This window comes from Streptantibioticus ferralitis (genome assembly GCF_029223525.1).
GTDB classification, from domain to species: Bacteria; Actinomycetota; Actinomycetes; order Streptomycetales; family Streptomycetaceae; genus Streptantibioticus_A; species Streptantibioticus_A ferralitis.
The window spans coordinates 118,730-131,984 of sequence record NZ_JARHTQ010000006.1 but is presented as its reverse complement, the minus strand read 5'-3'; the positions used below and the strand labels follow the sequence as shown (position 1 = coordinate 131,984).

General features: G+C 70.6%; 12 protein-coding genes and 1 pseudogene. 8 read left to right on the top strand and 5 right to left on the bottom strand.

Going from position 1 to position 13,255, the window contains the following annotated elements; translation table 11 throughout:
- Positions 1-77 precede the first annotated feature (77 nt).
- Complete coding sequence (locus P2L57_RS11535; protein WP_275812299.1) at positions 78-557, top strand: Lrp/AsnC family transcriptional regulator; 480 nt, start codon at positions 78-80, stop codon at positions 555-557.
- 97 nt (positions 558-654) lie between these two features.
- A complete protein-coding gene (locus P2L57_RS11530) occupies positions 655-1,920 on the top strand; it encodes a DUF6986 family protein (RefSeq protein WP_275812296.1) in 1,266 nt (421 codons plus the stop codon).
- Positions 1,921-2,344: 424 nt separating this feature from the next.
- Here P2L57_RS11530 and P2L57_RS11525 read toward each other — a convergent pair whose 3' ends face one another.
- Positions 2,345-3,385: a LacI family DNA-binding transcriptional regulator gene (locus P2L57_RS11525; RefSeq protein WP_275812293.1), complete on the bottom strand. Its 1,041-nt coding sequence runs from the start codon at positions 3,383-3,385 to the stop codon at positions 2,345-2,347.
- A 182-nt stretch (positions 3,386-3,567) separates the two neighbouring features.
- Here P2L57_RS11525 and P2L57_RS11520 point away from each other — a divergent pair, with 182 nt between their 5' ends.
- Positions 3,568-4,578 (top strand): ROK family protein, encoded by a 1,011-nt coding sequence (locus tag P2L57_RS11520; protein WP_275812290.1) that lies wholly within the window; start codon positions 3,568-3,570, stop codon positions 4,576-4,578.
- 4 nt (positions 4,579-4,582) lie between these two features.
- Here the strand turns inward: P2L57_RS11520 and P2L57_RS11515 are convergent, their stop codons facing one another.
- Positions 4,583-4,774, bottom strand: coding sequence for an NPCBM/NEW2 domain-containing protein (locus tag P2L57_RS11515; protein WP_275812287.1), 192 nt, complete (start codon positions 4,772-4,774; stop codon positions 4,583-4,585).
- Positions 4,723-5,460: pseudogene (locus P2L57_RS11510) on the bottom strand (glycoside hydrolase family 27 protein); the annotation flags it as partial. The pseudogene P2L57_RS11510 and the gene P2L57_RS11515, both read right to left, overlap by 52 nt.
- 529 nt (positions 5,461-5,989) lie before the next feature.
- Between P2L57_RS11510 and P2L57_RS11505 the strand changes: the two are divergent.
- Positions 5,990-7,039 carry an NUDIX hydrolase gene (locus P2L57_RS11505; protein ID WP_275812284.1) on the top strand — a complete coding sequence of 350 codons (1,050 nt, stop codon included), beginning with the start codon at positions 5,990-5,992 and terminating at the stop codon, positions 7,037-7,039.
- Positions 7,040-7,082: 43 nt separating this feature from the next.
- Here P2L57_RS11505 and P2L57_RS11500 read toward each other — a convergent pair whose 3' ends face one another.
- Positions 7,083-8,456 (bottom strand): dipeptidase, encoded by a 1,374-nt coding sequence (locus tag P2L57_RS11500; RefSeq protein ID WP_275812281.1) that lies wholly within the window; start codon positions 8,454-8,456, stop codon positions 7,083-7,085.
- A 131-nt stretch (positions 8,457-8,587) separates the two neighbouring features.
- Here P2L57_RS11500 and P2L57_RS11495 point away from each other — a divergent pair, with 131 nt between their 5' ends.
- Positions 8,588-9,814: a geranylgeranyl reductase family protein gene (locus tag P2L57_RS11495; protein WP_275812278.1), complete on the top strand. Its 1,227-nt coding sequence runs from the start codon at positions 8,588-8,590 to the stop codon at positions 9,812-9,814.
- A 23-nt stretch (positions 9,815-9,837) separates the two neighbouring features.
- On the opposite strand, the gene P2L57_RS11490 is transcribed toward P2L57_RS11495, so the two are convergent.
- Positions 9,838-10,290 (bottom strand): nitroreductase family deazaflavin-dependent oxidoreductase, encoded by a 453-nt coding sequence (locus P2L57_RS11490; RefSeq protein ID WP_275812275.1) that lies wholly within the window; start codon positions 10,288-10,290, stop codon positions 9,838-9,840.
- A 148-nt stretch (positions 10,291-10,438) separates the two neighbouring features.
- Here P2L57_RS11490 and P2L57_RS11485 point away from each other — a divergent pair, with 148 nt between their 5' ends.
- The 3 genes from P2L57_RS11485 to P2L57_RS11475 all read left to right on the top strand — a co-directional run bounded on the left by P2L57_RS11485 (position 10,439) and on the right by P2L57_RS11475 (position 13,174).
- A complete protein-coding gene (locus tag P2L57_RS11485) occupies positions 10,439-11,131 on the top strand; it encodes a TetR/AcrR family transcriptional regulator (RefSeq protein WP_275812272.1) in 693 nt (230 codons plus the stop codon).
- A gap of 100 nt (positions 11,132-11,231) precedes the next feature.
- On the top strand, positions 11,232-12,512 hold the full coding sequence (locus tag P2L57_RS11480; RefSeq protein WP_275812267.1) for a sensor histidine kinase: 1,281 nt from the start codon (positions 11,232-11,234) through the stop codon (positions 12,510-12,512).
- Complete coding sequence (locus tag P2L57_RS11475) at positions 12,509-13,174, top strand: response regulator (protein ID WP_275812264.1); 666 nt, start codon at positions 12,509-12,511, stop codon at positions 13,172-13,174. The genes P2L57_RS11480 and P2L57_RS11475 overlap by 4 nt, the downstream gene beginning before the upstream one ends.
- The last annotated feature ends 81 nt before the right edge of the window (positions 13,175-13,255 follow it).

Genomic DNA, 13,255 nt, shown 5'->3' with positions numbered 1-13,255 from the left:
GTGAGTAGCCGCAGATAATTCGCGGACCACCCGACAGGCCTTGGCAATGTGCGGCCGAAGGAGTCATTGTCAGCCGTATGCCGAAGAATCAGCAGGCCGACGACCTCGGTCCGGTCGACCGCTCGATCCTGGGCCTGCTGGCCCAGGACGCCCGGATGCCGAACAGCGCGATCGCCGCGGCGGTCGGCATCGCTCCGTCGACCTGCCTGTCCCGTATCCGCTCCCTGCGCGAGCGCGGGGTGATCCGCGGGTTCCGTGTGGAGCTCGATCCTCCGGCGCTCGGGCTCGGCATCCAGGCGATGATCTCCGTACGGCTGCACTCACACCGACGCGACCAAGTGGACCGGTTCGTACGGGAGATACCGCGACTGCCCGGCGTGGTGGAACTGTTCCATGTCTCCGGCGCGGACGACTATCTGCTGCGGGTCGCGGTGCGGGACTCCGACGCGCTGCGGGACTTCGTCCTGGACCACCTCACCACCCACCCGGCGGTGCAGCACACCGAGACCAGCTTGATCTTCGGTCACATCCGGGGCCGACTGCTGTCACCCGACTGACCTGGCCGACCACCATTGACGTCGATGGTACGCACTGGAAAAATCCGCTCTACGGATTAGGGATTCCGCTCAACGAAAACCGTACGGAGGGTGTCGGATGGGGTCGGACGAGACGGCGGTGGCGACCAGTCTGCCGGGCGCGGTACGGGAGAGCGTGGCCGCTTCCCTCGCCGGGGTCGACGCGGAACTGGCCCGGCGCTACCCGGGAGACCCCGGCACCCGGCAGCCGGTGCACACGGTCTATGTGCCCGCCGACGCCTTTGCCGCTGACACGGTGCGGTCCTGGGGGGAGCAGGCGCTCGCCGCGCTCGACCGGAATGCGCCGGACGCCGCCGCCTTCGCCGCTGTCCTCGGCCTGCCCGAGGGACTCGCCGCGCAGGTCTACGGCAGGGTCCGGGCCAAACTACGGCGGGAGCCGATCGAGGACCTGCGGATCGACTTCGAGGACGGCTACGGTCCGCGCCCCGACGCGGAGGAGGACGCCGCCGCGGTCCGGGCGGCGAGGCTGGTTGCCGCAGCGGTCGCTGAGGGAGGGGCGCCGCCGTACATCGGCATCCGAATGAAGTGCATGGAGGCGGTGGTACGTGACCGGGGCATCCGGACGCTGGATGTCTTCCTGACCGGGCTGATGGAGGCGGGTGGTCTGCCGGACGGGCTGGTCCTGACGCTGCCCAAAGTGACCTTTCCCGAGCAGGTGACCGCGATGGTCCGGCTGTGCGAGGAGTTCGAGAAGGCGCGCGGGCTGGAGCCGGGGCGGATCGGCTTCGAGGTCCAGATCGAGACCACACAGGCGATCCTCGGGCCGGACGGCACGGCGACCGTGGCCCGGCTGATCGACGCGGCCGAGGGGCGGGCCACCGGGCTGCACTACGGCACGTTCGACTACAGCGCGGCGTGCGGGGTCAGTGCGGCCTATCAGTCCATGGATCATCCGGCCGCCGACCACGCCAAGGCCGTGATGCAGGTCGCTGCCGCGGGGACCGGGGTGCGGCTGTCGGACGGTTCGACGAACGTCCTGCCGGTTGGGGGGACCGATCAGGTGCGGGATGCCTGGCGGCTGCATTACGGGCTTGTCCGGAGATCGCTGGCGCGGGCCTATTACCAGGGTTGGGATATGCATCCTGGGCATCTGCCGACGCGGTATGCGGCGGTCTACGCCTTCTACCGTGAGGGGTTGGAGGCTGCGGCTGGCCGTCTTGCGGCGTATGTCGCTCGGGCGGGTGGGGATGTGATGGATGAGCCGGCCACGGCTCGGGCGCTCAGCGGGTACTTGTTGCGGGGTGTCGAATGCGGGGCCGTTGATCTCTCTGAGGTGAGCGCTTTGGCGGGGGTCGGGCGGGAGCAACTGCTCGCCCTTCGCTGATGTTTGATGGGTGCCGTTGCGCGCTGTCTGTTGCGCTGCGGGCCGGTGGCCATCACGATCCGTAGGGGGTGCGATTCTTTTGGCCCTCTTCCTCTTCGGGTTCGCATCCCCACCCCCGACCCCACGGCGGCCGTGCGCAACGGCAAGATGCGGGCACCGGCAACGGGTGGGGGGAGGGAAATGTCCGTACCCGGAACCGCCAAGCGCGAGCGGAACCGCAACCGGGCCGGAGGCCGCCCCGCGCAACGGCAAGATGCGGGCACCGGCAAACGGGTGGGGGGAGGGAAATCTCCGTACCCGGAACCGCCAAGCGCGAGCGGAACCGCAACCGGGCCGGAGGCCGCCCCGCGCAACGGCAGGACGCGGACCACGGCAACGGGTGGGGGGAGGGAAATCTCCGTACCCGGAACCGCCAAGCGCGAGCTTAGTCGTGGGGGGAGAATTCTCCTGAACCTCGGACGATGAGCCGTCCGGGCAACTCCAGCCGACGAGGCGACTCCGCCGCGCCGTCGAGGCGGCGGAACAGGAGTTCCGCGGCCGTACGGCCCAGCCGGGCCGGGTCCTGTGCTATGACCGTGACGCCCGGCCGCAGCAAATCGGCCAGTTCGAAGTCGTCGAAGCCAACCAGCGCGAGCGGTCGCACAGACCGCTCGCGCTCCGCCAGAACCCGGACCGCGGTGACCGTCACCCGGTTGTTGCCCGCGAACAGCGCGGTGACGGGGTCCGGTCCCGACGCCATTCGGTCCAGTTCGGCCCGTACCCGTTCCGGCGCGGTCGCGCCCATCGACACCCAGTCGCCGCGGACGGCGAGCCCGTGCGCGGCCATCGCCTCGCGATAGCCGCGCAGCCGTTCGTCCGCGGTGTGGATGTGCGGGCGGTCTCCGATGAACCCGATCCGCCGGTGGCCGTGCGCGATCAGATGGGCGACCGCCTCGCGTGCGCCACCCGCGTTGTCGGTGAGTACCGCGTCCGCGTCGATCCGGCTCGCGGGGCGGTCGACGAAGACGGTGGCGATGCCCGCGGCGATCTCCGGTTCGAGGTACCGGTGGTCGTCGCTGGCCGGGACGATCACCAGTCCGTCCACCCTGCGTGCGCACAGTGCCAGCGCCAACTCCTGCTCCCGCTCCGGGACTTCGGCGCTCGATCCGGCGAACAGCAGGCTGCCGTTGGCTCTGGCCACCTCTTCGACGGCGCGGCTGAGCGGGGAGTAGAACGGGTCGGCGAGGTCCTCCAGGACCAGGCCGATGCTGGCGGTGCGCCCCTTGCGCAGGATGCGCGCGCTGTCGTTGCGGCGGAAGCCGAGCGCTTCGATCGCGGCGCGGACCCGCGACTCGGTCTCCGCGGTGACGCCGGTTTCGCCGTTGACGACGCGGGAGACGGTTTTCAGGCCGACGCCCGCCCGGGCGGCCACGTCCTTCATCGTCGGGCGGCTGCCGTACCGTGCGGCGGTCGTCGCGGGGGGCATGTGGCGGGATGCGGGCGGGGAGTCGGGCACGGGCGGCAGTCCTGTCGTCGAACGCACGGGGTAACGTGAGCCTAGGGGCTAGACAACGTTGTCAACAAAGGTCAGACTACTCTGGCTCGCCACTGCCCAGGGGTCGCGCCCCGTACGGGAATGACATCGCGGACAAGGGAGACACCGTACCGATGCACAGCGAAGGCACCGCAGTGCGGGTCCCGGCCGCCGAAGGGCTGGTCGTGGCCCTGGACATCGGCGGAACGAAGATCGCGGGGGCACTGGTCGACAGCACCGGGCGGGTGCTCGTACGCGCTCTGCGACCCACCCCCGCGGCAGAGGACGGGGAAACGGTGATGCGCGCGGTCGCGGAGGTGCTGCGCGAACTGGCCGCCGACCCGCGCTGGGCGCGGGCGAGTGCGGTCGGCATTGGCAGCGCGGGCCCGGTTGACGCCTCGACCGGTACCGTCAGCCCGGTCAATGTCCCGGGCTGGCGTGGATTCCCGCTGGTCGCGCGGGTCCGGGAGATATCCGGCGGGCTGCCCATCACCCTTTCGGGCGATGGCGTTGCCATCGCGGCGGCGGAGCACTGGCAGGGCGCCGCCCGCGGCTATGACAACGCGCTGTGCATGGTGGTGTCGACCGGTGTCGGCGGAGGCTTCGTGCTGGGCGGTGTGCTGCACCCCGGCCCCACCGGGAACGCGGGCCATATCGGACACATCAGCGTCGATCTCGACGGGCCGCTGTGTCCGTGCGGCGCCCGGGGCTGTGTTGAGCGCCTGGCCAGCGGCCCCAACATCACCCGCCGCGCCCTGGAGGAGGGCTGGAAGCCGGAGGACGGATCCGAGCCCACCGCAGTGGCGGTCGCCGCGTCGGCGCGGGCCGGGGATCCGATAGCCCGGGCTTCCTTCGAGCGGGCCGCGCAAGCGCTGGCAGCCGGTATAGCGGCCTGCGCGACCCTGGTGGAGATCGAAGTGGTGGTGATCGGCGGGGGAGTGGCGGGCGCCGGTGAGGTGCTCTTCGGCCCCCTGAGGGAGCAGTTGAGGCGGTACGCGACCCTGTCGTTCGCCTCGGGGGTCGTGGTGGTTCCGGCGCAACTGGGGACGGATGCCGGTCTGGTGGGCGCCGCGGCGGCCGCTTTCAGCGCCGCCGCGGCGTCGGGCGGCCCGACCGGTGGGCGGGGCGCGGTGCTCAGCGGCTGACCGGTCAGCAGGTGATCGTCGCGTCGGCCCAGTCCGCGTGGTCGTAGTCCGGGCCGTCGCCGCCGTCGGTGACCACCAGGCGGATCGTCTGCGCGCCGCCGATGGCGGCGGCCAGCGGCTGGGCGGGGTGTCCTCCGGTAAGCGGGCCCGTCGCGGATCGGTGCCGATCAGCAGCGGTGCGGCCATCACCGCCCACATGCTGAAGTGCGACCGGTATTCGGTGTCGGTCATGCGGCCGTTGCCGACCTCCAGCATGTCCGGATCGTTCCAGTGCCCGGGACCGGCGTACTGGGCGAGCGGCAGGTTCTGCTTGAGGTTGGACAGCATGCTGGACCAGTTGTCGCTGATGTCGCCCGTGGTGCGCCACAGGTTGCCGACGTCGGAGGCCCACAACCACGGTTGGTTCCGGCCTCATTCGCAGATGCTGAAGACGATGGGGCGACCGGTGGCCTTCAGCGCATCGCGCATCGTGGTGTACCGCTGTTTGGCGTCCACGCCCTGGTTATGGCAGTTGTCGCATTTGAGGTAGTCCATACCCCAGTCGGCGAACTGCTGTGCGTCTGAGTACTCATGGCCCAGGGCGCCGGGGAAGCCCTTGCTGTTGCAGGTCTTCGTGCCCGCACTGGTGTAGATGCCGAGCTTCAGCCCCTTGGCGTGCACATAGTCGGCAACCGCCTTGATGCCGTGCGGGAACCGGGCCGGATTGGGGACGAGCTTGCCGTTGGCGTCAGGGTTCGGCAGTGCCCAGCAGTCGTCGAGGTTGACGTACTGGTAACCGGCCGCTTTGAGGCCCTTGCTGACGAAGATGTCGGCGATGCCCTCGATCACCGCCTCGTTGAATCCGGGGCCGCAGTGGGTGCTGTTCCAATTGTTGAAGCCCATGGGCGGGGTGCGGGCAAGACCGTTGCCCAGTAGCGGGGCGTCGGTTGTCGCTGTGATGGAGGGGGAGTCGGCGGGGACTTCGTGCTGGTGGGCCGCGGCGGTGGCCGGGGTGGTCAGCCCCCCCGGCGTAGAGCACAGGGCCGCGCCCAGCGCTCCGTTCGGTGCGCGGTGCCGGTGGCGAGCAGACGCATGGCTGCGATGTCTCCTTCCGGTCGGTCGACGTCATGCCGGTCATCTCTGACCGGCCGTCAACTAGGCCATGTCCCCGTCAGGTGCGATCGATTACGGTGGATGGTGTTGTGGATTGTTGGAAGAGGGGACGTAAGTGGTGTGGCTTCTTGTGTGGAGCCTTGATGTTCGCCGCTGATGGGGATGGGGGTGCGGTGGTTGCGTTTGGTTGTGTTGGGTCTGGCTGGCGACCGAACGGTTTCGGCTGAGCTTCGCTCCCGCGGCTCCCTCGCCGTCCTGCGCGCGTTTGCCCGACCGTGCGCCCCGGGCACTTCTTAGGGGGCTACGGAGAGGGGGCACCGTGATCGTCTGGCTGAACGGCGCGTTCGGCGCGGGGAAGACCAGCGCCGCGCGCGAACTGATCGACCTGATACCCGGAAGCACCCTGTACGACCCCGAACTGATCGGCGGCACGTTGAGGTTGCTGCTGCCGGAGAAACGGCTCGGCGAGATCACCGACTACCAGGAACTGCCCTCCTGGCGGCGACTCGTCGTGGACACCGCCGCCGCTTTGCTCATGGAGACCGGCGGACCGCTGGTGACCCCCATGACGCTGCTGCGCCAGGACTATCGTGACGAGATCTTCGGCGCGCTGGCCGCCCGCGGAATTCCGGTGAGACATGTGCTGCTGAGCGTTGAGGAAACGATCCTGCGGGAGCGCATCGAGCACCGCGAGGAGGTGCCCGGCGACCCCGAGGCCAGCGCCTTGGTGCGCCGCTGGTGCCTGGACCACCTCGCCGCCTACCGTGCGGCGCTGCCCTGGCTCACCCGGGACGCCCACGTTCTGGACATCGGCAACGCGCCCCCGCGCGAGGTCGCGGAGCGCGTCGCCGCGGCCGTGGGGGAGGGCGCTGGCGCCTGTGGCATCGTGCAGACGCCCGAGCCGACCCGGGAGACGGTGGCCGCCGGGGTGCTGCTGTTCGACGAACGGGACCGTGTGCTGCTCGTCGACCCGACCTACAAGCCGGGTTGGGAGTTCCCCGGTGGAGTGGTCGAGAGTGGTGAGCCGCCCACCCGAGCGGCACTGCGCGAGGTCGCCGAGGAACTCGGCGTCGACCTCGGCGCCGCCGGAGGCTTGCGACTGCTGGTGGTCGACTGGGAGCCACCGCGGCCGCCGGGCTTCGGTGGGCTGCGTCTGCTGTTCGACGGTGGCGCACTGCCCGCCACCGACGCAGGGCGGCTGCTGTTGCCCGCGGCCGAGTTGCGCGGCTGGCGCTTCGTCACCGAGGACGAGGCGTCAGTACTGCTACCGGCCGAACGGTTCGCCCGCCTGCACTGGGCGCTGCGGGCTCGCGCCCAGGGCAGGGCGATCGACCTCGAAGCGGGCGAACCGGTCTCAGCGGCTGACTGATTCCCAATCGCCGTGATTCACTGTTTTTTGGCCGCTATGTGCTTCATCCGTTCTTGCTCTGTGCGTAGTTGGCCAGGAACAGTGCCTCGGCGAGCGACATCCGCTCCAACTCCTGCGGCGAGACACTCTCGTTCACCGCGTGGATCTGCGCTTCCGGCTCGCTCAACCCGATGAGCAGGATCTCGGCCTGCGGGTAGAGCGCGGCGAGGGTGTTGCACAGCGGAATGGAGCCGCCCTGCCCGGCGACCTCCATCTCCGCTCCGTCGTAGGCCGCGCGCATCGCCTCCGCCATCGCGGTGTAGGCCGGGCTGGAGGTGTCCGCGCGGAACGGCTCGCCCTCGCCGCGCGGTGTGACCTCGACCCGCGCACCCCACGGCGCGGCCGACCGCAGGTGCGCGCTGAGCGCCTTCTCGGCCTGTGCGGCCTCCGTGCCCGGCGGCACCCGCAGGCTGATCAGGGCTCGGGCGCTCGCGTGCACCGACGGGGTGGCGCCCACTACCGGCGGGCAGTCGATCCCCAGGACGGTCACCGCGGGGCGTGCCCACAGGCGGTCGGCGATGCTGCCCGTCCCGATCAGGCTCACACCGTCAAGCACCTTGGCGTCGGCGCGGAACTCCTCCTCGCCGTACTGGAGCCCCTGCCAACTCGCGTCGGCGGTCAGGCCGTCCACCGTCGTGGTGCCGGACTCGTCACGCAGCGAGTCGAGTATCCGGATCAGCGCGGCGAGCGCGTCGGGCGCGGCGCCGCCGAACTGGCCGGAGTGCAGATTGCCTTCCAGCGTGTCGACGGCGACCTCGACCAGCGTCATACCGCGCAGCGTCGCGGTGACGGTGGGCAGCCCGACCCGGAAGTTCCCGGTGTCGCCGATCACGATGGCGTCCGCGCTGAGCAGGTCGGGGTGCGCCTCGGCGTACCGCTGAAGACCGCCGGTGCCCTGCTCCTCGGAGCCCTCGACGATCACCTTGACCGACACCGGGACGCCGCCGTGCTCACGCAGCGCCCGCAGCGCGGTCAGGTGCATCACCAGACCGCCCTTGCAGTCGGCGGCACCGCGTCCGTACCAGCGGCCCTCGCGCTCGGTGAGCTCGAACGGCGGGGTGATCCACGCCGATTCGTCCAGCGGCGGCTGCACGTCGTAGTGCGCGTACAGCAGCACCGTGCGTGCTCCCTCGGGCCCCGGCAGGTAGCCGTAGACGGACTGGGTGCCGTCCGGGGTGTCGAGCAGCGCCACATCCTTGAAGCCCTCCGTGCGCAGCGCGTCGGCCACCCAGCGAGCGGCCTTCTCGCACTCGCTCTTCGGGAACTGGCGCGGATCGGCGACCGAACGGTGCGAGACCAGCTCGGCGAGCTCGGTCCTGGCGCGGGGCATCAGCCCGGCGACCGTCTCGGCCAGGGGGGCGTGCGGGGCCTGCGACATGGGCGCTCCTCGTGGGTGCGGGTGTTGGTGGGTACGGGTGACCGCGCAGCCGATAGTCCCATAGCGGGCCAATCCGTGCCGCGCCATAGGATGCGGGAGACCGGCAGTACGAAGCGGGAGCGGGAACACACGTGAGCAGCGACTACGCAGCGCGGGGCGGGGAGACGGCGGACGGCGAGCACTCGGAGGTGTGGGATGTCGTCGTGGTCGGCGCCGGGCCCGCGGGGGCCAGCGCCGCGCACGCCGCAGCCTCCGCCGGACGACGGGTGCTTCTGCTGGAGAAGGCCGAGCTGCCGCGCTACAAGACCTGCGGCGGTGGCATCATCGGCCCGTCCCGGGACGCGCTGCCGCCCGGCTTCGAACTTCCGCTGCGCGACCGGGTGCGCGCGGTCACCTTCAGCCTCAACGGACGGATGGCGCGTACCCGCCGCTCCCGCCGAACCCTGTTCGGGCTGATCAACCGGCCCGAGTTCGACGCCCGGCTGACCGAGGCCGCCCAGCGCGCAGGTGCCGAACTGCGCACCGGCACCCAGGTCTCCCGCGTTGAGCAGCACGGTCCCGCCGTACCCGATCGCCGGACCGTGGCCGTTGTCCTCAGTACCGGTGAGACGCTCCTGGCCCGTGCTGTTGTCGGCGCCGACGGCAGCGCCAGCCGGATAGGCGCTCATGTGGGGGTCAAACTCGACCAGGTCGACCTTGGTCTGGAGGCGGAGATTCCGGTACCCGCGTCCGTCGCGGAGGACTGGGCGGGGCGGGTGCTCATCGACTGGGGCCCGCTGCCCGGTAGTTACGGTTGGGTCTTTCCCAAGGGCGACTCCCTTACGGTCGGGGTGATTTCCGCCCGCGGCCAGGGTGAGGCGACCAAGCGCTACTTCGAGGACTTCATCGCCCGGCTCGGCCTGGCGGGGTTCGAACCCAGCGTGTCCTCGGGTCACTTGACGCGTTGCCGAGCCGATGACTCGCCGCTCTCCCGCGGCCGCGTCCTGGTGTGCGGTGACGCGGCGGGGCTGCTGGAGCCATGGACCCGAGAGGGCATCTCGTACGCCCTGCGCTCGGGGCGGATGGCCGGCGAGTGGGCGGTACGCATCGCGGAGGCGCAGGACGGGGTGGACGCTCGCCGTCAGGCTCTCAACTACGCGTTCGCCGTGAAGGCCGGTCTCGGTGTGGAGATGGCCGTGGGCCGTCGGATGCTGTCGGTCTTCGAACGCCGCCCCGGGCTGCTGCACTCGGCGCTGATCTCACTGCCGCCCGCGTGGAACGCCTTCACGGGGATCACCAACGGCTCGACGTCGCTGGCCGAGATCGTGCGCAACCACCCGATGGCTGGACGGGTGTTGTCCGGCCTGGGCCGCCCGTAGCGTGGGCCGCGGCGCTGCCGTGGTCAGTTGTGTTCGGTGATACGGAAGACCGGGTGGTCAGGGGCTATTCGCAGTAGCTCCCCATCCGAGGAGTCGGGGCCGACTCCGTCGAAGAACGCTCCGACCTCCCACTTCCATCGGCTGAGGTAGGCGCGAAGCAGCGCGGGCTTCTCGGCGTCGGGGACCTCCACCGCGGTGAACTGCTCAATGCGCTTGCCCACCCGGAGTTGGCCGTCACCGGCCGCGCGCAGGTTGCGTACCCACTGGGTGTGGCCGCGGGGTGCGACCAGGAAGCGCTCTGATCCGACGGTCAGCGGGTTGACGGGATTGCGCCGCCACTCACCGCTCTTGCGTCCGCGCACGGCCAGTTCGCGGGAGCCCGCGACGCTGACGCCGTGTCGCGTCAGCCAGCCGACGGTGTTGTGCAGGAGCCGGACCTCGATCCGGCCGGGCTTGAGATAGCGCTGCTCTGCCATGGTGGTGCCCCCCCGAAGTGATGAGAGCGTTGCTTTCGTTCCAGATCAGTGTGGCACTGTCCGCGACCCGATGCAAGAGCAGCGCTCTCGTTTTTGACTTGCGATCCAGTTGTTGGCTGTCGCTCCGGTAACTGGCAGACTGGGTGTCATGAGTGTGATCCGAGGAGCCAGGGAGCGCGCCCGCATCGAGGTGACCGGCGCCATCAAGGAGGAGGCAAGGCGCCAGCTGGCCGCCGAGGGAGCCGCCCGGCTGTCACTGCGCGCCGTCGCCCGAGAGCTCGGCATGGTCTCCTCCGCGCTCTACCGCTACTTCCCGAGCCGCGACGAGCTGCTGACCGCCCTCATCATCGACGCCTACGACGCCCTCGGCGAGGCCGCGGAGGCCGCCTTGGCCGCAACGGCGGGGGACAGGTCCGGCGAGCGCTGGATCGCGGTGTGCCGTGCGACGCGTACCTGGGCGCTGGCGCATCCGCACGAGTACGCCCTGCTGTACGGCTCGCCCGTACCCGGCTACACCGCCCCGCAGGACACCATCGCTCCCGCCTCCAGAGTCGGTCTGGCCCTGGTGGCCATCGCTCGCGACGCTCACGCCGCAGGCGAGTTGACCGCGCCTGCCAACGGACCACTGCCCGACGAGGTGGGCACCGACGTCGAGCGGTTCGCGGCCGAGTGGGCGTCCGATCTCCCCAAGCCCACGCTGGCCGGGCTGACCGCCGCCTGGTCGCAGCTGTTCGGGCTGATCGGCTTCGAGGTGTTCGGCCACTTCCATCGCGTCGTGGAAGCCCGTGACGCCTTCTTCGACCACTCCTGCGCGGCGCTCGCCCGGCAGGTGGGGTTGTAGGACGCCGCGGCTGTGCGCAGGTCCCTACTTCCCTGGGAGTACGGACGATCACTGCGTGCGAGTGACGCCGGTGCGGCCCCGCCCGGTCTAGCGTTGCGGTATGAGCGACGATCAGGCGCCTGGGCGGAGCGGGGCGCGCGAGTGGGAGGGCGGTCCACCGTGGGGTGGGGCACCGTGGGGCGGGCCCCCATGGTTGTGGCGCGGGGGCGGCTCGGCGATCCGCTGGCCCGTGCGGTCCTCGCTCGTCGTCGCCTTCATCCAGGTGATGGGCTCGACATTTGCGAGCCGCCATGCCGTCGACCGCGTCCACCTCGACGCCTTCGCATACGCGCTGCTGCTCGCCGGTCCGGCGCTGCTCGTGTTGCGGCTGCGCCTGCCGCGAGTCGCCGTGTACGGCACGATGGCGGTGACCCTCGGCTATCTGGCCGGTGGCTATGCCTGGGGTCCGTTCTTCCTCAGTTTCCTGGTCGCCTTCTGCTCCGCCGTCGTACACGGCCATCGCCGGGACGCCTGGGCCGCTGCGGCCGGGATCTACATCGGCCATCTCCTGGTGGGCCACTGGCTCTACCGCTGGCTGCCGCCCGCGGGCCAGCCCGCCCAGGGCTGGGCTGAGGAGTTCGGGATCGCCGCATGGCTGCCGGCGTTGGGCGCCGCCGCCGAACTGATCAGGGTGCGCCGTGAGCAGTTCGTCCGCGCCCGCCGCGAGCGTGCCGAGGCCGAACGGCACCGGGCCGACGAGGAGCGGCTGCGGATCGCCCGCGAACTGCACGATGTGATCGCGCACAGCTTGTCGGTCATCAACGTCCAGGCGGGCGTGGGGCTTGCGTTGATCGACGAGCGCCCGGAGCAGGCACGTATCGCGCTGACCACCATCAAGGCCGCGAGCAAGGAGGCGCTCGGCGAGGTGCGGCAGGTGCTCGGGACGCTGCGCTCGCCGGGCTCGGCCCCCCGTGCTCCCGCACCCGGGCTTGACCGGATTCCGGAACTGGCCGGTCAGGCCGCCGCGGCCGGACTTCAGGTCACCGTAGACATCGACGGGACCGCACGGCCGCTCCCTCCGGGAGCCGAACTCGCCGCGTTCCGGATCGTTCAGGAGGCGCTGACGAACATCGTCCGGCACTCGGGCGCTCGTACCGCCCGGGTCCGCATCGGCTACCGGCCGCAGGTGTTGGAGCTGCGGATCGATGACGACGGACCCGCGACCGCGAGCGGGGACACCGGGGGAGGAAACGGTCTGATCGGGATGCGTGAGCGGGCGGCGGCCCTCGGCGGCACCGTCGAAGCGGGTCCGCGCGGCGACGGTGGATTCCGGGTCGTCGCAACCCTTCCGGTGACCGGCAGGGATAGCGTGGGCCCGGTCGCGGAGGAGGAGGGTCCATGACCCGGGTGGTCCTGGCGGATGACCAGGTGCTGGTGCGTGCGGGTTTCCGCGCACTGCTGGACGCGCAGCCCGATATCGAGGTGGTCGGCGAGGCCGCGGACGGGGAGCAGGCGTTGCGCCAGGTCGTCCAGCTCAGACCCGATGTCGTACTGATGGACATCCGCATGCCGGTGCTGGACGGGCTTGCCGCGACTCGCCGGATCACCGGTGATCCGGCGCTGGCCGACGTCAAGGTCGTCATCCTCACCACCTTCGAGCTTGATGAGTACGTCTTCGAGGCGATCCGCTCCGGTGCCTCCGGATTCCTGGTCAAGGACACCGAACCGGACGAACTGCTGCGTGCCGTACGGGCGGCGGTGGCCGGGGACGCGCTGCTGTCGCCCGGTGTGACGCGGCGGCTGATCGCCGAGTTCGCCGCTCGTTCCAAGGAGCCCGCCGTGGCCGAGGGCATGGAGCAGCTCACCGAACGCGAGCGGGAGGTGATGGCGCTGGTCGGCATCGGCTTGTCCAATGACGAGATCGCCCGCCGCCTGGTGGTCAGCCCACTCACCGCCAAGACCCATGTGAGCCGAGCCATGGTCAAGCTCGGTGCCCGTGATCGCGCCCAACTCGTCGTGCTGGCATACGAGTCGGGACTGGTGCGGCCCGGCTGGCTCGGCTGACCCGGCGGCGGTCGTGTTCCCCGCGAGCCCGGGTAACCGCGTCAGCCCGTACCCGTATCGCGGGGCGAGTCGGCCGGGCGC